16 protein-coding genes are annotated in these 17,611 nt (G+C 58.3%); 7 read left to right on the forward strand and 9 right to left on the reverse strand.

What is annotated here, in order from left to right; genetic code table 11:
- Positions 1-343: 343 nt before the first annotated feature.
- The 3 genes from ACZ5A6_RS05940 (at position 344) to ACZ5A6_RS05950 (ending at position 2,445) form a co-directional block, all read left to right on the forward strand.
- Entirely contained in the window at positions 344-838 is a 495-nt protein-coding gene (locus ACZ5A6_RS05940; RefSeq protein WP_003515270.1) for a YciE/YciF ferroxidase family protein, read from the forward strand.
- Positions 839-1,184: 346 nt separating this feature from the next.
- A complete protein-coding gene (locus tag ACZ5A6_RS05945) occupies positions 1,185-1,874 on the forward strand; it encodes a fumarylacetoacetate hydrolase family protein (RefSeq protein WP_065687361.1) in 690 nt (229 codons plus the stop codon).
- Between the two features lie 37 nt (positions 1,875-1,911).
- Complete coding sequence (locus ACZ5A6_RS05950; RefSeq protein ID WP_174061343.1) at positions 1,912-2,445, forward strand: gamma carbonic anhydrase family protein; 534 nt, start codon at positions 1,912-1,914, stop codon at positions 2,443-2,445.
- 39 nt (positions 2,446-2,484) lie between these two features.
- On the opposite strand, the gene zur is transcribed toward ACZ5A6_RS05950, so the two are convergent.
- The 3 genes from zur to znuC are packed head-to-tail and all read right to left on the reverse strand — an operon-like array spanning position 2,485 to position 4,614.
- On the reverse strand, positions 2,485-2,889 hold the full coding sequence (gene zur / locus ACZ5A6_RS05955) for a zinc uptake transcriptional repressor Zur (protein WP_025593459.1): 405 nt from the start codon (positions 2,887-2,889) through the stop codon (positions 2,485-2,487).
- Positions 2,886-3,704 carry a zinc ABC transporter permease subunit ZnuB gene (znuB, locus tag ACZ5A6_RS05960; protein ID WP_013636161.1) on the reverse strand — a complete coding sequence of 273 codons (819 nt, stop codon included), beginning with the start codon at positions 3,702-3,704 and terminating at the stop codon, positions 2,886-2,888. Before znuB ends, zur begins: the two co-directional genes overlap by 4 nt.
- On the reverse strand, positions 3,697-4,614 hold the full coding sequence (gene znuC / locus ACZ5A6_RS05965) for a zinc ABC transporter ATP-binding protein ZnuC (protein ID WP_174061344.1): 918 nt from the start codon (positions 4,612-4,614) through the stop codon (positions 3,697-3,699). Before znuC ends, znuB begins: the two co-directional genes overlap by 8 nt.
- Positions 4,615-4,718: 104 nt before the next feature.
- Here znuC and znuA point away from each other — a divergent pair, with 104 nt between their 5' ends.
- Positions 4,719-5,705, forward strand: coding sequence for a zinc ABC transporter substrate-binding protein ZnuA (gene znuA / locus ACZ5A6_RS05970; RefSeq protein ID WP_174061345.1), 987 nt, complete (start codon positions 4,719-4,721; stop codon positions 5,703-5,705).
- Between the two features lie 21 nt (positions 5,706-5,726).
- On the opposite strand, the gene ACZ5A6_RS05975 is transcribed toward znuA, so the two are convergent.
- A complete protein-coding gene (locus tag ACZ5A6_RS05975; RefSeq protein ID WP_174061346.1) occupies positions 5,727-6,779 on the reverse strand; it encodes a LacI family transcriptional regulator in 1,053 nt (350 codons plus the stop codon).
- Between the two features lie 499 nt (positions 6,780-7,278).
- Between ACZ5A6_RS05975 and ACZ5A6_RS05980 the strand changes: the two genes are divergently transcribed.
- From ACZ5A6_RS05980 to ACZ5A6_RS05990, 3 genes are all read left to right on the forward strand, one after another.
- Positions 7,279-9,744, forward strand: coding sequence for a beta-mannosidase (locus ACZ5A6_RS05980; RefSeq protein ID WP_121556585.1), 2,466 nt, complete (start codon positions 7,279-7,281; stop codon positions 9,742-9,744).
- Between the two features lie 123 nt (positions 9,745-9,867).
- Positions 9,868-10,899, forward strand: coding sequence for an L-glyceraldehyde 3-phosphate reductase (gene mgrA, locus ACZ5A6_RS05985; protein WP_112959129.1), 1,032 nt, complete (start codon positions 9,868-9,870; stop codon positions 10,897-10,899).
- Between the two features lie 192 nt (positions 10,900-11,091).
- Positions 11,092-11,418: an RcnB family protein gene (locus ACZ5A6_RS05990; protein ID WP_003515287.1), complete on the forward strand. Its 327-nt coding sequence runs from the start codon at positions 11,092-11,094 to the stop codon at positions 11,416-11,418.
- A gap of 68 nt (positions 11,419-11,486) precedes the next feature.
- On the opposite strand, the gene gndA is transcribed toward ACZ5A6_RS05990, so the two are convergent.
- The 5 genes from gndA to ccoG form a co-directional block, all read right to left on the reverse strand.
- The gene (gene gndA, locus ACZ5A6_RS05995; RefSeq protein ID WP_003515289.1) at positions 11,487-12,917 is read right to left on the reverse strand and encodes an NADP-dependent phosphogluconate dehydrogenase; all 1,431 of its coding nucleotides are present in this window, start codon (positions 12,915-12,917) and stop codon (positions 11,487-11,489) included.
- 158 nt (positions 12,918-13,075) lie between these two features.
- Complete coding sequence (gene ccoS, locus ACZ5A6_RS06000; RefSeq protein ID WP_003515291.1) at positions 13,076-13,234, reverse strand: cbb3-type cytochrome oxidase assembly protein CcoS; 159 nt, start codon at positions 13,232-13,234, stop codon at positions 13,076-13,078.
- Complete coding sequence (locus ACZ5A6_RS06005; protein ID WP_111799654.1) at positions 13,231-15,522, reverse strand: cation-translocating P-type ATPase; 2,292 nt, start codon at positions 15,520-15,522, stop codon at positions 13,231-13,233. The genes ccoS and ACZ5A6_RS06005 overlap by 4 nt, the downstream gene beginning before the upstream one ends.
- Positions 15,519-16,019: a FixH family protein gene (locus ACZ5A6_RS06010; RefSeq protein ID WP_174061348.1), complete on the reverse strand. Its 501-nt coding sequence runs from the start codon at positions 16,017-16,019 to the stop codon at positions 15,519-15,521. Before ACZ5A6_RS06010 ends, ACZ5A6_RS06005 begins: the two co-directional genes overlap by 4 nt.
- Complete coding sequence (gene ccoG / locus ACZ5A6_RS06015; protein WP_174061349.1) at positions 16,016-17,599, reverse strand: cytochrome c oxidase accessory protein CcoG; 1,584 nt, start codon at positions 17,597-17,599, stop codon at positions 16,016-16,018. The genes ACZ5A6_RS06010 and ccoG overlap by 4 nt, the downstream gene beginning before the upstream one ends.
- Between the last annotated feature and the right edge of the window lie 12 nt (positions 17,600-17,611).

Consider the following 17,611-nt stretch of genomic DNA (forward strand, 5'->3'; position numbering starts at 1 on the left):
AAGGTCTCGGGTCTTTTTTGCCGCTGGCTTTTCTGACGGGGTACGCTACCGGCAAGCAATGATCAACGATTGAGTTTTCCGAGCGATCGTCTTGCAAACTCGCACATATATCAGGGCGGAGAACTCGGCCTCTGAACGATCGTCTGGTCGCTGGCGGTACCCACCTGCTCCTGCCGCAAAAGAAGATTAAGTTCGGTCGGCCAGCCGGGAATTCGTCTAACAAGGAGGTCGGGCGCGAATATGTGATTGTCTTTGTGTTTCGGCTACCAGGTGGTGACGGGAAGGGAACTAAGCCCGCAACTGCGCGTTGTCTAAATGGTAATCAACAAACCGGAGGAATCCCATGAAAACACTTGCGGACATTTTCGAGCACACATTGCAGGACGTCTACTATGCGGAGAACGCCATAACGAAAGCGTTGCCCAAAGTCGCGAAGGCAGCCAAAAGTGCCGAACTAAAGAAGGCCGCCGAAGATCACCTTGCAGAGACCAGGGATCAGATCAAGAAGCTTGACCAGGTCTTTAAATCCATTGGAAAGAAAGCCTCCGGGGAAAAGTGCGACGCCATTGAGGGCTTGATCAAGGAGGCCGAAGGTCTCATGGAGGAGGCAGAAGGAACTGCGCTCGACGCTGGCCTCTTGGCGGCCTGCCAGGCAGTCGAGCACTACGAGATCGCTCGCTACGGTTCGCTCCGCGAATGGGCGAAGGATCTCGGCCACGATGAAGCCCACAAAATTCTGAGCGAAATCCTCGACCAGGAGAAAGCAACGAACAACAAGCTGACTAACCTTGCGGTGACGGCCATCAATAAGACGTCCGCCGCCAAGAAAGCTGCGTAACTCGCGTTTGCGAAGGTCTCCCCAATTTGGGAGACCTTACTTTTTTGAACACTTAAAACGCGAGCCTTACCCTCCTTCAAGTCTCATCTTGAGCCCACCTTACTGCAGCCTCGACGCGAGCCTAAATTTCACACCTCGTAACCGCCGAATCGAGAGACCTGTAAGAGCTGCTATTTTCACTGAGCAAATTCGATCATCGGGTGCCAAGGCTAAGATTTTTTCGCCGTTTGCAAGCGCTTGTCTGTACCGGAACTACCTCTTTACGGCTGCGGTCATTTTGAACTGGAAATCACCCAGGAATCGCGGGACAAGACTTGCAGTTCTAAAAAAGACGACAGGAAATCCCATGGCCGCCACCGTCATTCCAGTTCCAGAACCCGTTCTTCTGCCCGTAGAGGGCACAAACGAGATGTTCCCCGTGCGGCGGGTCTATTGTGTCGGCCGCAATTATGCCGATCACGCCATCGAGATGGGCCACGATCCTTCGAGGGAACCGCCGTTTTATTTCCAGAAAAATCCGGACAACCTTCTGCCTGCGGGTCAGGATTTCCCCTACCCTTCGCTGTCGTCGAACGTGCATTACGAAGTCGAATGCGTCGTGGTGTTGAAAAGCGGCGGTGTGGATATTCTGGCAAGCGATGCGCTGGGCCACGTCTGGGGTTACGCGGTTGGCATCGATATGACACGCCGCGACCTTCAGGATGGTTTGAAGAAGATGGGACGCTCGTGGGAGGGCGCAAAAGCGTTCGAATATTCCGCGCCGGTCTCCGCCATCGTTCCCGCAGACAAGATCGGCCATCCGTCGACCGGTACAATCTGGCTCGATGTCAATGGTGAGCGCAAGCAGACAGGCGATCTTGCGCAGATGATCTGGAAAGTGCCGGAAGTAATTGCCGAGCTTTCCAAGCTGTTCACGCTTGCCGCTGGCGATGTCATCATGACCGGCACGCCCGCAGGCGTCGGCCCTATCGTGCGCGGCGATCGGATCGAGTGTGGTGTAGACGGTGTCGGCACCCTGTCCGTTACGGTCGCTTGATCGCTATCGGCGCATAATCCAAAGGGAGAGAACCGCCATGCCGCTTTATCGCCTCGCAGATCGGGTGCCGCAGACCCCTGCCCCGGATCGCTACTGGGTTGCACCCGATGCGAATGTCATTGGCTCGGTGATACTTGCCGAGGATGTCGGCATCTGGTTCGGCGCGACGCTGCGCGGCGATAATGATCCAATCAGCATCGGTCGCGGCACCAATATTCAGGACGGCGTGATGGTGCACAGCGATCTCGGTTTTGCCGCCACGATCGGCGAAATGTGCACCATCGGCCACCACGCCATCATCCACGGCTGCACCATCGGCGACAATTCGCTCGTCGGCATGGGCGCAACGATCCTCAACGGCGCAAAGATCGGCCGCAACTGCCTGGTCGGCGCCAATGCGCTGGTGACGGAGGGCAAGGAGTTTCCCGACAATTCCCTGATCGTCGGATCGCCGGCGCGTGCCGTCCGAACGCTGGATGACGAGGCCGTCGCCAGCATCCGCCGCTCGGCGGAAAATTACATCGAAAACTGGAAGCGTTTTTCGAAGGATCTGGAAGTCATCGTAGAATGACGGATGGCGGGCAAGAACGCCCGCTGTCGCCAAACGGTGTTACCCCGCGCAGGCGGCACACAGACCACGAATTTCGATAGTGGTCTTTTCCGCCTTGAACTTGCTGTCCTTGACCCAGCGCTCGAGGCGATGGTCAATCTCGTGATCGTGGAACTCATTCACCTGGCCGCAGGATTCGCAAATGGCAAAGGCGACGGTGCCATGGTGATGCGAGCAGCATTCGGCTTGCGTATGGGTGCAGGCAACAAAGGCGTTGAGGCTTTCAAGCCGGTGCACGAGACCATATTCCACCAGCTTTTCCAACGCCCGGTAGACTTGCAGCGGCGCGCGAAAACCATCGTCGCGCAGCTTGTCGAGGATCACATAGGCGCTGAGCGGCGCATGCGCATTCGACAGGGCATTCATGACCAGCGACTGGTTTTTGGTAAGGTTCTGCGCATTCATGACTTGCCTCCTTCATCTGCGGAGCGGGAAAAACCCGGTGCCGGCAACAGGCTTATAACGAACAGGATCACGGCGGCAACCACGATGGACGGTCCCGATGGCGTGTCGTAACTCAGCGATCCGAACAGGCCGCCAACGACGGCAACCGCTCCGATCAGAGACGCGACCACAGCCATAACCTCAGGCGTGGAAGAAAAACGTCTGGCTGTCGCCGCCGGTATGATGAGCAGCGATGTGATCAACATGATGCCGACCACCTTCATAGCGATGGCAATCACTAGCGCCATCAACAGCGTGAAGATGAGCTTGGCGCGTTCCGGGTTCAACCCCTCGGCCTCGGCCAACTCGGTATTGACTGTGGAGGCCAGCAGAGATCGCCACAGGAACACCATGGAAACCAGCACCACCAGCCCGCCGCCCCAGATCAGCGCGATATCGCTGCGGGTAACGGCCAGAATATCCCCGAACAGGAAGGAGACGAGATCGATGCGCACCCAGCTCATGAAGGCAACGATGACGAGACCGATCGCCAGCGCCGAATGAGAGAGTATGCCGAGGAGCGCATCGGCGGAAAGCGCCTGCCGTCGTTGCAGGAAAATCAGCAGGATCGAAACCGCCGAGGCTACAAGAAAGACGCTGACGATGAGGTTGATCTGCAACAGCAGCGACAGCGCAACGCCAAGCAGTGCCGAATGGGCCATCGTATCGCCGAAATAGGCCATGCGCCGCCACACAACGAAGCAGCCAAGGGGACCGGCGGTGAGCGCAACACCGATGCCGGCGATCATGGCGCGAACGAAGAAATCGTCAAACATGCCGCTCTCCCTGCTGGTGGCTTGAAGTGGCGTGTTCGTCATGCTCGTGGCCGCAGCCGCAGTCCCCGTGGTCATGATTATGGTCGTGATGCTGCTCATGCCCATGATGATGGCCATCATCGGGATGGCAATGTTCGGTCACCGAACCATCCGCGTGCTGCACCCGGCCATCGGGCAGATGGGTGTGGTCGTGATGGTGGCTGTAAACGGCAAGCGCCTTGGCGGCCGACCCACCGAAAAGCCGCATATATTCCGGGCTCTGGCTCACCGCCTGCGGCGTTCCCCGGCAGCAGACATGGCCGTTAAGGCATATCACGGTATCGGTTTCCGCCATGACCACATGCAGGTCATGCGAGATTAACAGAATTCCACAATTGTTTGAATTCCTGATATTTTTTATCAAATCATAAAGCGCGATCTCCCCGGAGAAATCAACGCCCTGCACGGGCTCGTCGAGAACCAGCAGATCGGGCTTGCGCGCAATGGCGCGGGCAAGAAGTGCCCGCTGGAACTCTCCGCCAGAAAGATGCTGCACCTCCGCGTTTGCCAGATGCGCGATACCCGTGGCGTTCAGCGCGGCGTCGATTTCGCGCGCGGGAAGCGGCCCGGTCAGCGTCATCAACCGGCGCACAGAAAGCGGCATGGTCCAGTCGACCGAAAGCTTCTGCGGCACATACCCGACCCTCAGACCGGCAATGCGCGATACCGCGCCCTCGCTCGGCTTCAAGACCCCGATCGCCATTTTCGCGCTTGTTGATTTGCCCGAACCGTTCGGCCCGATCAACGTGACGATCTCACCCTTGCTGACGGAAAACTCCACGCCGCGCACGAGCCAGCGACCGTTGCGCTGCACGCCGGCATTGGAAAGTGACACCAGTATCTCTTTGCCCTCATGGGCGGAATGAAGCATAGGATTGTCCGATCGGCGATGTTGCTTACCGCTATCGCATACGTTATAGAGTTACGCAATAAATGTAATAACATAACTATACTTCTTCAAGTGGAGTGCATTTCATGAGATCGTTCGTGATCCCGCTCATGGCATCGGTAGCAATAGCGGCGGCCGCCTCCGGCGCCACCGCCGCCCCAAATGTCGTGGTCTCGATCAAGCCTGTCCATTCCCTCGTCGCGGCAATCATGCGTGGCGTGGGCGAACCGCAACTCATTGTCGACGGCGCAGCCTCACCGCATACCTATAATCTGCGGCCTTCCAATGCCCGCACGCTGGAAAAGGCCGATCTGGTCTTCTGGGTCGGGCCTGGACTGGAGGCATTTCTGCAGAAGCCGCTGGAGGCGTTGACCAGCAAGGCAACAGTGGTTGAACTGGAAGATGCCAAGGGGCTGGAAAAGCTTCCCTTCCGCGAAGGCGGCCCTTTCGAGGCGCATGACGATGGCGAAGAGGCCCATGGAGAACATGCCGGCCATTCGGACAGCGAAGACGCTCATGTTCATGATCATGCGCACGATGACGGCGACCATGAACACGGCGCGTACGACACTCATCTGTGGCTCGATCCGGCCAATGCCAAGGCCATGGCCCAGACGATAGAAACCGCGCTGATTGCCGCCGATGCCGGCAATGCGGAAACCTATCAGGCCAATACGAAGAAACTGATCGACGATCTCGATGCGCTCGACAGCGAAATTGCCGAAACGGTCAAACCCGTGAAGGACAAGCCCTTCATCGTCTTCCACGATGCCTATCAATATTTCGAGCATCGCTACGGCGTAAAAACGGCGGGATCGATCACCGTTAGCCCCGAAACCCTGCCCGGTGCCGATCGCGTCAGGGAGATGCAGGAAAAGGTTCGCGAACTTGGCGCGACCTGCGTTTTTGCCGAACCGCAATTCGAGCCGAAACTGATCTCCGTCATAACCGAAGGCACGGCGGCAAAGTCTGCGACGCTCGATCCCGAAGCGGCCACGCTTGAACCGGGTCCCGATCTCTACTTCAAGATGATGCGCGGCATCGCCGGCTCGCTGAAGGATTGCCTGTCCTGATCCGGACAGGCGTTCCTTCTATCAAGGCTTCGGCGCCATTGAGGACCAGACCGGGCGGCTGATGCTTTGCAGCGTTTCTGGCGGCGCACCGTTGATGCGTGCCAGCAGAGCCTTGGCAAGCTCCCTGCCCGCAAGCTTGATGTCCTCGTTGACTGTGTGGATTTGCGGCTGGATCCAGTTCAGGAATTCGGCGGATTGTTTCGACACGATATCGATATCCTTGCCGATCCTGACACCGGCTGCCTCAAACCCCGCCACAAGCGCAATCGTGCTGCTGCCGCTGATGGAGACAATGCCGTCAGGGCGATCGTCTGATTGCATCAGGCGCTTGCCGAAATCGCGGATCTTGTCGAGCGGCGTCTCGATGGTGATGGCATCCAACGGGAATTCGGAAACGCCGAAATCCCTGATACCGCGAGTGAACCCCTTGCGGGCGTGGTCGTGGAACGCAAACCGCGATGGCGGCACGATGATGGCGATCCTCTTTCGCCCAAATTGCGCCAGCCGCTCCACGGCCTCATAGGCATAAGCCTCGTTATCGAAATCGTGATAGGCGTGCTCAATGCCCATGTCGGACCGCCCATGGGTAACGAAGGGCATTTTGCGCTCCGTCATGAAACGGACGCGCGGATCGTTCGGCTCGATTTTGGAGATAATGACCCCGTCCGCCGAACCGGTTTCGAGAATGTAGCGGATCGGCACCATGGAATCCTTGGCGTGGGTGTGAGGGGTAACGACGAGGTGATATTGCGTCGTCGCAAGAACCTCGGTGATGCCGAATACCATCTGGCTGGTGAAGCCCATCAATTCCTCGTCAACGCTCAGCACCAGCGCGATCACATTGGTCTTGCCAGTGCGAAGGCGCACACCAGCTCGGTTCGGCTGGTAACCGATCTGCTGGGCAATCAGCCGCACGCGCTCCTTGGTTTCCGCGCCGATGTCAGGCGCATCCTTCAGCGCGCGTGACACGGTGGTGATGCCAAGACCCGTCATGTAGGCGATGGTCTTCAAGGTCGGGCGCTCACCCGTTGTCGCCTTCGCTTCGTCCCTGCCGGAATTACCAGTATCGTTCATGTCATTTCGCCACGCTTTGCAGAACAATAATCATAGATAGCTTTTTGTTTCTTGCAAAGGCAAACGTCGCCGGTCGCCGTCACACCCGATCCGGTCTTCGGGCCTTTGGCTATAACGATGTAGGTCGTGGAAAATATCGAACGGGCGTATTCCTGATTACCGACCTTACGCGCTCTCGAAAACTCTGCTCAAGAGAGAAACAATGCCAAGAAACTAGATTAAATAGTAACAATAATTATTTGATATATATAAATAAAATTCAATAAATATCAAGGCACCCGTACGCGTGGTTTTCCAATAGTACCAACGGGCATTTTTCGCGCATGAAGTTTCACTCCGAAGACATGACGGAACGATTGTTTTACGGTAACGTTGCCGGAGGGAGGAGATTGCCGAGCTGAGCGAGCTGGATAACGGCTGGCTGGCGGGCATGCATCTTCCCCAGATTCCGACACAAGCCTGCGTCATAATGGCCAGCTTATCCTATTTGAATTCGTCCATGCAGGGTCCCATCATGATTTCTTCCTCCACGCCCGAAACCGTCATCGATCTGGCCGGGCTCTGGCGCCTGACCTCGGTGGAAGGAGACTACACGACCGACCTTACCGTGCCGGGAGACGTTCACAGCGCACTCAAAAACGCGGGCATCATTCCAGACCCCTATCACGGTGCAAATGAAAATGCGGTGCAGTGGGTCGCGCATCGGGACTGGATCATAGAGCGGACCTTCATCCTCGATGACGCCGATGCCAGCTGGTATCTCGATATCGATTATCTCGACACCGTCGCGATCGTCTTCGTCAACGATGTCCCGGTCTTGAGTTCGGACAATTGCTTCCGACGTTACCGTCCCGATGTGTCTCGCGCCGTGCGGCCCGGTGAAAACACCATTCGTATCCATTTCCACTCCAACATCGCAGCCGGGGCGGAACGGCAGGCGCGGCAACCTTTTTACATTCCCTATCATGAGGGCAACTCGCCGATTGCCAACGGCAACATGTTGCGCAAGCCACAGTGCCATTTCGGCTGGGACTGGAATATCGCGATTGCTCCGCTCGGCCTTTACGGCAAAATCCTGCTGAAGCGCCTCGATACGGCACGGGTCGAACACGTCGTCACCTCACAACATCATGTCGAGGGCGGCGTCGAGCTGCATGTGGCAATCACGCTGTTTGCCGAAGGTCCGGCGAGCCTTCCGCTCTATCTTTCCCTCAACGATGAAAGGCTGCGGCTTGATTGCGGCGTGGGTGCGGGTGAGACGGTGGTGCGCCACGTCTTCTTCGTGGAAGACCCCGCGCTCTGGTGGCCGGCGGGCAGCGGCGAACAGACGCTCTACACGTTGGCGGTGGAGTTACCGGATGAAACCGTCACCCGCAGGATCGGCTTCAGGACCATTGAACTTCTGACGGACAAGGATGAGGCAGGTAGCCGATTTGCCTTCCGCATCAACGGCCGGGAAATCTTCTGCCGTGGCGCGAACTGGATTCCATCCGATGCACTTTATTCGCTGACCAGCCGCGAAAAAACCGAAGACCTTCTGTGTTCGGCCGTCGAGGCCAATATGAACATGATCCGCGTCTGGGGCGGCGGGTTTTACGAGGAAGACTGGTTCTACGATCTCTGTGACCGTCTCGGTCTTCTGGTCTGGCAGGATTTCATGTTCGCCTGCAATCTTTACCCCTGCAGCGAAGACTTTCTCGACAATGTCGAACACGAGGTCGACTATCAGGTAAAACGCCTTTCCTCCCATCCGTCCATCGCGCTCTGGTGCGGCGACAACGAATTGGTGGGTGCCCTCACCTGGTTCGAGGAGCCCCGCAACAACCGCGACCGTTATCTCGTGGCTTACGACCGCCTCAACCGCACCATCGAAAAGGCGCTGAAAAAAGCCGTCCCCGAAGCACTCTGGTGGCCCTCCAGCCCGGCTTCAGGCTACCTCGATTATGGTGATGCCTGGCATGCGGATGGTTCCGGCGACATGCATTACTGGTCCGTCTGGCACGAAAACAAATCGTTCGACAATTACCGCTCGGTCAAACCGCGCTTCTGCTCCGAATTCGGTTTTCAGTCCTACACTTCCATGCCTGTCATCCGCACCTATGCGGAAGAGAAAGACATGAACATCGCCTCCCCGGTGATCGAACTGCACCAAAAGAATGTCGGCGGCAATGAGCGCATCGCTGGCACCATGTTCCGCTATTTCCGCTTTCCGAAGGATTTCGAAAATTTCGTGTATCTGAGCCAAGTGCAGCAGGCGCTGGCCATCCGAACCGCGGTCGACTACTGGCGCTCGCTGAAACCCCATTGCATGGGAACGCTCTACTGGCAGCTCAACGACACCTGGCCGGTTGCCTCATGGTCGAGCCTGGATTACGGCGGCGGCTGGAAGGCGCTGCATTATGCTGCCCGCCGTTTCTTCCAACCGGTGACCGTCTCGGCCATTCCCTCCGAGGATGGACGCCGAGTGAGCTTCTCCATGGTCAACGACACGGCGGAAGACGTCGAGATCGACATGAATATTGTCGCCCTCACCATGGAGGGTAACCGCGTGCCGCTGAAATCTGCCAACGGCACGTGCGGTACGGACAAGGCGGCGACGCTGACCGAAATCGACATGGACAGCCTGCCTGATGGTTCCATTCTTGCCTGGAACTTCATAGCATCCAACGGCATGACAGGCGAAGGCCATCATGTGCGCGACACCTACAAGTCTCTGGAGCTCCAGCCCGCTGGACTGACGTTCTCCACCGCCACATTGAAAAACGGCCAGCTCGAAATCGATGTCACCGCAGCAGGTCTTGCCCTCTTCGTCATGCTGGAGGCCGATCAGCCCGGGCGTTATTCCGACAATCTGTTCGATCTCGCAGCGGGCGAAACACGCCGGATCATCTTCACCCCGAAGGCGGGGAGCGGGCAGCCGCGGTTCCGTATCTTCGATCTTTATACCTGCCAATCCTCGCATTGAAACCACGCGGCGAAAGGCTTAACCATCCTTAGCGGAACGGCAGGCAACGTTGCGCCTGCCCTCATCTTTCAAAGGTTTGCCGGCTTCTCCGGCAACCATTCATCAGCAAGTGGAGGAAGACCCATGGTTTGGCAACCGGCCGAAAACCGATATACATCCATGAAATACAATCATTGCGGAAAGACTGGCCTGAAGCTGCCGGCGATCTCGCTCGGGCTGTGGCACAATTTCGGCAACGACACACCGCACCAGACCAAACAGGCCATTTGCCGTCGCGCCTTCGACCTCGGCATTACCCATTTCGATCTGGCCAATAATTACGGCCCACCACCCGGCAGCGCCGAAACTGCCTTCGGCGAAATCCTGAAGACGGATTTCAGAGGCTACCGCGATGAAATGATCATCTCGTCCAAGGCGGGCTACAACATGTGGCCCGGTCCCTACGGTGAGTGGGGCAGCCGCAAATATCTGATATCGTCCTGCGACCAGAGCCTGAAGCGCATGGGGCTGGACTACGTTGATATCTTCTACTCCCACCGTTTCGATCCCAACACGCCGCTTGAGGAAACCTGCGGCGCACTGGACCAGATCGTGCGCTCGGGCAAGGCGCTCTATGTCGGCATCTCGTCCTACAACTCGAAACGCACCCGTGAGGCCGCCGCGATCCTGAAAGATCTCGGCACGCCCTGCATCATCCACCAGCCGAGCTACTCCATGATCAATCGCTGGATCGAGGAAGACGGTCTGGTCGATACGCTGGAAGATCTTGGCATTGGCTCCATCGTCTTTTCGCCGCTGGCGCAGGGCATGCTGACGACGAAATATCTGGGTGGCGTTCCTGAAGGCAGCCGTGCATCGCAGAGCAAGTCACTCAACCCTGCCTTCCTCAACGAGCGCAATGTCGAAAACATCCGCGCGCTCAATCGCATTGCCGAGCGGCGTGGCCAAACGCTCGCGCAGATGGCTATCGCCTGGGTGCTGCGCGGTGGTCGCATCACGTCGGCGCTCATCGGTGCGAGCCGTGTCGAACAGGTCGAGGATTGCGTGAAGGCACTCGACAATGCCGATTTCTCCACAGAGGAGCTTGCGGAAATCGACGGTTACGCGAAGGACGCGGATATCAACCTCTGGGCAAAATCCGCTGAACGCGTTTAATACTTGAAACAGGCTGCCCGGTTTCCAACGGGCAGCCTGATCGACGCAAAAACTGTACTGAAATCTCCAACAGAAAGATTAACGTCCCCGTCTAACCATTAACAACCATTACATAAATGTAATTTTAAATTCAGTTTCCGTTCATTCGTTTATTCGTAAGTTCTCCTTATCGAAACACGAGAGGAAACATTCATGAAAAAGTTCGTCACCATTCTTCTGGCTGCAACTGTTCTTGCTGCTCCAATGGCCCAGGCACAAAGCCGCCACGACGATCGTCATCGCGGTGTAACCGTCGAGCGTCACACGACCACCAAAAAGGTCATCGTCAAGAAGCACCGTTGGGATCGCGGTCAGCGCCTCTCGCCAGCAGAGCGTCGTCATTTCGTCGACCGTCGCGACTATCGCCGTTACCGCCTGGCAGAGCCGCGTCGCGACCAGCGCTGGGTACGCGTCGACAACCAGTTCCTACTCATCAACGCCGTCACCGGCCTGATCGTTGGCCTTTCTGCGGCACGCTGAGTAAATCGACGGATGATATGAAAAAGGCCCGCTTGCGCGGGCCTTTTGTCGTTTATCGTTATAGCCGATCAGAAAATGTCGGCGCCGCTGCCCCACGGGCCATGCGGCTTGTCGACACCGTCGGTGCGTTCGAAGCCATGCGCCCCGAAGAAATCGCGCTGCGCCTGAATAAGGTTTGCGCTGCCGCGGGCGCGACGATAGGCGTCGAAATAACCAAGCGCGGAAGCGAGTGCCGAAACCGGCAGACCGGAGAGAACCGCGTAGGAAACGACACGGCGCAGGGCGGCGTCGGTGTCCTTGACGATGCCGGAGAAGGCAGGCGTCACGATGAGGTTGGCCACATGCGGATCCTTGGTGAAGGCCGAGGTGATCTCATCGAGGAATTCTGAGCGGATGATGCAGCCGGCGCGCCAGATGCGGGCGATCGTCGGCATCGGCAGGTTCCAGTTGAACTCCTTCGATGCGGCCGACATGACGGCAAAGCCCTGTGCGTAAGCACCGACCTTGGCGGCCAGAAGCGCGCTTTCCAGATCGGCGATAAAGGCCTTTTTGTCAGCCGGTGCAGCTGCAACGGTCGGCAGGCCGAAGATCTTCTCGGCAGCTTCGCGCTCGTCCTTCTGCGACGACAGGATACGGGCAGCCACGGCGGCCTCGATGGCAGTTGCGGCGACGCCCATGTTCTGCGCCTCGATAACCGACCACTTGCCTGTGCCCTTCTGGCCGGCCTTGTCGAGGATCAGATCGACCATCGGCTTGCCGGTGATCGGATCGGCAGCGCGCAAAACCTTCTCGGTGATTTCGATCAGGTAGGAGTTGAGACGGCCCTTGTTCCATTCACCGAATACATCGGCGATTTCAGACGCACTCATCTTCAGGCCGTCACGCAGGATGCCGTAGATTTCGGCGATCATCTGCATGTCGGCATACTCGATGCCGTTATGGATCGTCTTGACGAAATGACCGGCACCGTCGTTGCCGAGCCATGCCACGCACGGATCGTCATTATACTTGGCGGAAATGGAGGTCAGAACCTTCTCGACGCGCTTCCAGCTATCTTCGGTACCGCCGACCATGATCGACGGTCCGTGACGCGCACCTTCTTCACCGCCGGAAACGCCCATACCGATAAAGGTTAGGCCGCTATCCTTCAGATTGTCGAAACGGCGGATCGTATCGCGGAAATTCGCATTGCCGGCGTCGATCATGATGTCGCCGTTCGAGAGATGCGGCTTCAGGATTTCCATCTGCTGGTCAACCGGATCGCCGGCCTTGATCATGATGATGATCGGGCGCGGAGGACGAATGGCGGCGACGAATTCCTCGATGGTTTCGCAAGGGATCAACTGCCCCTGCAAGTCCCCAGCCTCGGCGTAGAATTTTTTCGTCGCTTCAGGGGTTCGGTTGAATACGGCAATCTTGTTGCCCTTTTCCGCGATGTTCAACGCCAGGTTCGAGCCCATGACGCCGAGACCGATCAAACCGATTTCTGCCTGTTCCACGGATGTGCCTCCATCTTGCTTTTAGGTGGTCGTGTTGTGGCACTGTAATGAACAAACGGCAAGGCTAGGGGCGACTGAAACGATTAAATTTTGATGACGCAAATCAGCTTTGCATATTTGCGACAGGTCGGGGGAAGGTCGTAACCAATGCGCCTCCCCTAGGAAGGTCGTGGCCGGTCATCGCCATCGTCCAGCGCTCGCCAGGCAGCGCCGTCCATATCCTCATATTGCCCTGATCGCACCGACCAGAGGAAGGCGAAAAGCCCGAGCGCTCCGAGAAACAGGGCGACGGGGATGAGATAGATCAACATGTTCATGCCGGTTGCGCCCCCTCGCCCGCAAATCCGGTCGGCACGCTCTGTTGCGCAGACACGGCTTCAGCCGTTCCGGCAAGACGCAGCGCATTTGCAACAACGATGAGCGACGATGTCGACATGGCGATGGCCGCGATCATCGGCGTCGCATAACCGGCAATCGCAATCGGCACGGCAATGACATTGTAGCCGATGGCAAGCGCGAAATTCTGCCGGATAAGCCGTCCGGCCCGCCGCGATGTCTCAATGGCGACAGGAACGGCATCCAGATTCTCGTGCATGAACACGAAGTCGGCGGCCTGCCGGCCGATATCGGCGGCGGTTGCCGGTGCCATGGAAACATGTGCTGCGGCCAGCGCCGGCGCATCATTAATGCCGTCGCCCACCATCAGAACCTTGCGTCCCTCGCCTGCCAGTGCCCCACAGCGCCCCGCCTTGTCTTTCGGCGACAGGTCCGCGTTCCATTTCGCAATGCCCAGACGCTGCGCCATGGCCTTCACGGCCGGGACCCGGTCACCGGACACGATTTCCAGCACCAGTCCTCGCGTAGAAAGGCTGCGCAGTGCCTGTACGGCGCCAGGACGCGGATTGTCCTCGAAACCGAAACTCGCCAGATACCCGCCGTCAAGCGAAAGCACCACTTCCGATCGCGCGTCGCCGTTTTCCATTTTCGATTCATCCGGGCAGGCAAAACGGCGGTTGCCAAGCCGGTAGGTTCCCGCCGGCGTGAGAGCCTCAACACCGGAACCGGGAATTTCACGCACCGCTTCGTAGACCGGTAAAATTCCGCCATAGGCTGCATGCAGGGCTTTGGACAGCGGATGGCGTGAATGGGCGGCAAGGCCAGCCGCAATCGCCATCGTGGCGGGGTTCACATCGCCGGTTTCCACCAGTCGCGGCTTCCCGACCGTCAGGGTGCCTGTCTTGTCGAACAGAACGGTGTCGATTTCGGCCAGTCGCTCCATCGCCGAGCCTTCCTTGACCATGATGCCATGACGAAAGAGCCGGCCTGCCGCCACAACCTGCACCACCGGAACAGCAAGGCCAAGCGCACAGGGGCAGGTGATGATGAGAACCGCAATCGCGATCAGCATCGCCTGCTTCCAGTCACCGCCCAAAACGCCCCAACCGAGAAATGTCATGAGAGCAAGGAGATGTACGACGGGCGAATAATAGCTCGCGGCACGGTCGGCAATCCGCCGATAGCGCGCACGCCCCCCTTCCGCCGCCTCCATCAGCCCGATCACTTCCGACAGAAACGAATCCTTTGCCGATGCGGTCACCCGCGCGGCGAGCGAACCGGTGAGATTGAGCGTGCCTGCCTGAAGCAGATCGCCCGCCTCCACCCGACGCGGCGCGCTTTCGCCGTTGACAATGGACATGTCGAGATCGCTGCTTCCGCTAATGACCATCGCATCCACCGCCACGCGGTCACCGGCAGCAATCGCAATCGTCATACCGGGTAGCACATCGCCAAGCGGGCGATATTCCCGCGTTCCGTCCTCACCGATAACGGTTGCGCCGCGTGGTGAAAGCCGGGCCAGGCCCGCAATGGCCGAGCGCGCCCTGTCACGCATGATATGGTCAAGCGTGCGGCCGATCAGCAGGAAGAACAGCAGCGACACGGTCGCGTCAAACCACGCATGTCCGCCATGATGAATCGTCTCCCATAGCGAGATTGCGTAGGATAGCGTGATGGCGAGCGCAATCGGCACATCCATATTGGTGCGGCCATGCTTCAGCGCATTCCAGGCCGACTGATAGAAGAACCGGCCGCCATAGATCAGCGCCGGCGCGGCAATCATCGCCGAAATCCAGTGGAACATGTCACGCGTCGCGGCATCGGCCCCGGACCAGACGGACACGGATAGAAGCATGATATTGGCGGAAGCAAAGCCGCAGAGCGCCACCGCCCTGATCAGTTGCGAGCGCAACACGTCCGAAGCATCCTGTCCGCTCGCGAAAAGATGCGTCCGGTATCCTGTTGCAAGGATTGCGCGGGCAAGTTCTGCGGGATCTGTCCTGATGCCATCGACATACTCTTTCCAGACAATCGCCACCCGTTTAGAGGACAGGTTCACGCGCGCCTGCTCCACCTGGCGGAGACGGCGCAGCGCGGTTTCGATGGTGGTGATGCAGGCGCCGCAATAAACGCCGGGCACGCTGAGATCTGTCTGGCGCAGCCCCTGCCCCAGATCGCGGCTTGCCAGCATCAGCTCCTCTGATGATGGTGGGTTGACCGGTTCGCCGAGTTGAAGCGACCCTTCCGTTCCCGGTGCACAGCAGCTCATTGACGCCCCCTGATCACCGCGATCCGCGTGCCTTCATGCACGATGATCCTGCCGTCTTTTACGGCAGTGACCTCGACGATCCATTGGCCGGGCAGCATGTCATGCGGGCCGGTGAAGACCCCGGTAGACACCGGGGTCAACTCCATGTCGAAATTCTGGTGCTCGCCGACCGGCCGGCGAAAACGCGCCGTTACGGTATCCGTATCCACAGGGCCGGTATCTGGATGAAACACCTCGTAGCGCACGGTCTTTTCATCCGCCACCAGCCTGCCCTTGATGCCGGTCGCGGCCCTTGCCTTGGCGGCCTCGGCCTTGGCGTTGAACTGCTGGCTGGCAACATAGGTATTGGCCACCACCAGCCCGCTCCAGCTGGTGACAGCGTTCCAGGCCATCACCATGTTGACGGTGATGACGATGCCGAAAAACATCACCATAACACCCAGCATATGCCAGCCGGTGAAAATGAAACCGGACGTCTGGCGATTGGTCGTTGTCATTTTTTCACTCCCGGAGCGTTGAAGACGGCGTCGTAACGGGCCGTCTCATGGCCGCCCGTATCGCTGACGATGAATTCGAAATTTTCAGCAGCACGCGCGACGTGACTGCCCGGCAGGGTGACGAACACCTTCAGCGTTGTCGCCTCGTCCGGTTCCACCATCACCTCGAAGCTGCGAGAGGCTGCATCCGGCACGCCGTTTATCTTCATCACCGCACTTGGAATGCCCTCTATCGTCAGGCTCATTAGGCGCGGTTGCGGCACCATGTTGAGGATGCGAACGGTATAGCCGTTGCGGATCGAGCCATTCGATTCCAGCACATATTGCGGGTTGCGGTCGTGCAGCACATTCAGAGCCAGCCGCTCGCGCGTCACCAGCGCAAACAGCAAGCCGATGCCGACTGCAGCCCATATTGCCGTGTAAAGAAGCGTGCGCGGGCGAAAGACGATGCGCCAGTCGAAATGGCGAATGCTGTTTTTGAACCCGCCGTCCTCGTTGCGCACATTCGCAGGCCGGATTGCGTGCTGGCCGTTGCCGGTCGCAAGCGCCATGTTGGACTGGTATTCGGACAGCGTCGCATAGGCGATCAGCCCGCGTGGCTTACCAATCTTGTCCATCACCCCATCGCAGGCATCGATGCAGAGCGCGCAGGTGATACATTCCAGCTGCTGCCCGTCCCTGATGTCGATGCCCATGGGACAGACTGCGACACAAGCATTGCAATCGACGCAATCGCCGACGCTCTCCCCTGTGGCCGCAGCCTTTTTGGCGTGCCTCGTGCGAGGTTCACCGCGCCAGTCATTATAGGTCACGACCAGCGAGTTCTCATCCAGCATCGCCGCCTGAATGCGCGGCCAGGGACACATATAGGTACAGACCTGCTCCCGCATCAGCCCGCCGAAAACATAGGTCGTGGCGGTGAGTATCGCGACGGTCGTATAGGCGATCATCGGTGCCTGCCCCGTCATGAACTCCCTCGCCAGCGTCGGTGCATCGGCAAAATAGAAGATCCATGCCCCGCCGGTCAAAACGCCGATCACCAGCCAGATTGCATGTTTTATCGCCCGCTTGCGCAGCTTGCCGAACGTGAAAGGTGCTGCATCGAGCTTCATGCGGGCATTCCTGTCGCCCTCGATCGCCCGCTCGACGACCAGAAACAGGTCCACCCAGACGGTCTGCGGACAGGTATAACCACACCACGCGCGTCCCACGGCGGAGGTTATGAGAAACAACCCCAGACCCGCCATGACCAGCAATCCCGCGACGAAAAAGAACTCCTGCGGCCAGATTTCGATGAAGAAGAAATAAAAGCGCCGGTTGGCAATATCGATCAGCACCGCCTGGTCGGGCGCATAGGGACCGCGATCCCAGCGCAGAAACGGCGTCAGATAATAAATGCCGAGCGTGACCAGCATGACCAGCCACTTGAACCGCCGGAACCGGCCCTCCGCGCGCTTCGGGAAAATTTTCTTGCGCGCTTCATAAAGGGGTTTACGCGTTTTTGCGGAATTGACAGCCTCCGCTTCCAGCCTTTCGACGGGCTGTTGCGGGCGGTCCTGTCCGACGGGATAGATGTTCATGATTGCAGTCCG

The sequence above is a fragment of the Agrobacterium sp. 6Ca8 genome (genome assembly GCF_055382765.1).

Bases quoted from the DNA above. Each gene is read 5' to 3' on its own strand.
- ACZ5A6_RS05950 (WP_174061343.1), top strand. From the start codon at position 1,912: ATGCCGCTTTATCGCCTCGCAGATCGGGTGCCGCAGACCCCTGCCCCG.
- znuA (WP_174061345.1), top strand. From the start codon at position 4,719: ATGAGATCGTTCGTGATCCCGCTCATGGCATCGGTAGCAATAGCGGCG.
- ACZ5A6_RS05940 (WP_003515270.1), top strand. From the start codon at position 344: ATGAAAACACTTGCGGACATTTTCGAGCACACATTGCAGGACGTCTAC.
- ccoG (WP_174061349.1), bottom strand. From the start codon at position 17,599: ATGAACATCTATCCCGTCGGACAGGACCGCCCGCAACAGCCCGTCGAA.
- ACZ5A6_RS05975 (WP_174061346.1), bottom strand. From the start codon at position 6,779: ATGAACGATACTGGTAATTCCGGCAGGGACGAAGCGAAGGCGACAACG.
- ACZ5A6_RS06010 (WP_174061348.1), bottom strand. From the start codon at position 16,019: ATGACAACGACCAATCGCCAGACGTCCGGTTTCATTTTCACCGGCTGG.
- ACZ5A6_RS05990 (WP_003515287.1), top strand. From the start codon at position 11,092: ATGAAAAAGTTCGTCACCATTCTTCTGGCTGCAACTGTTCTTGCTGCT.
- ACZ5A6_RS05945 (WP_065687361.1), top strand. From the start codon at position 1,185: ATGGCCGCCACCGTCATTCCAGTTCCAGAACCCGTTCTTCTGCCCGTA.
- ACZ5A6_RS05980 (WP_121556585.1), top strand. From the start codon at position 7,279: ATGCAGGGTCCCATCATGATTTCTTCCTCCACGCCCGAAACCGTCATC.
- ACZ5A6_RS06005 (WP_111799654.1), bottom strand. From the start codon at position 15,522: ATGAGCTGCTGTGCACCGGGAACGGAAGGGTCGCTTCAACTCGGCGAA.
- zur (WP_025593459.1), bottom strand. From the start codon at position 2,889: ATGAATGCGCAGAACCTTACCAAAAACCAGTCGCTGGTCATGAATGCC.
- znuB (WP_013636161.1), bottom strand. From the start codon at position 3,704: ATGTTTGACGATTTCTTCGTTCGCGCCATGATCGCCGGCATCGGTGTT.
- znuC (WP_174061344.1), bottom strand. From the start codon at position 4,614: ATGCTTCATTCCGCCCATGAGGGCAAAGAGATACTGGTGTCACTTTCC.
- ccoS (WP_003515291.1), bottom strand. From the start codon at position 13,234: ATGAACATGTTGATCTATCTCATCCCCGTCGCCCTGTTTCTCGGAGCG.
- mgrA (WP_112959129.1), top strand. From the start codon at position 9,868: ATGGTTTGGCAACCGGCCGAAAACCGATATACATCCATGAAATACAAT.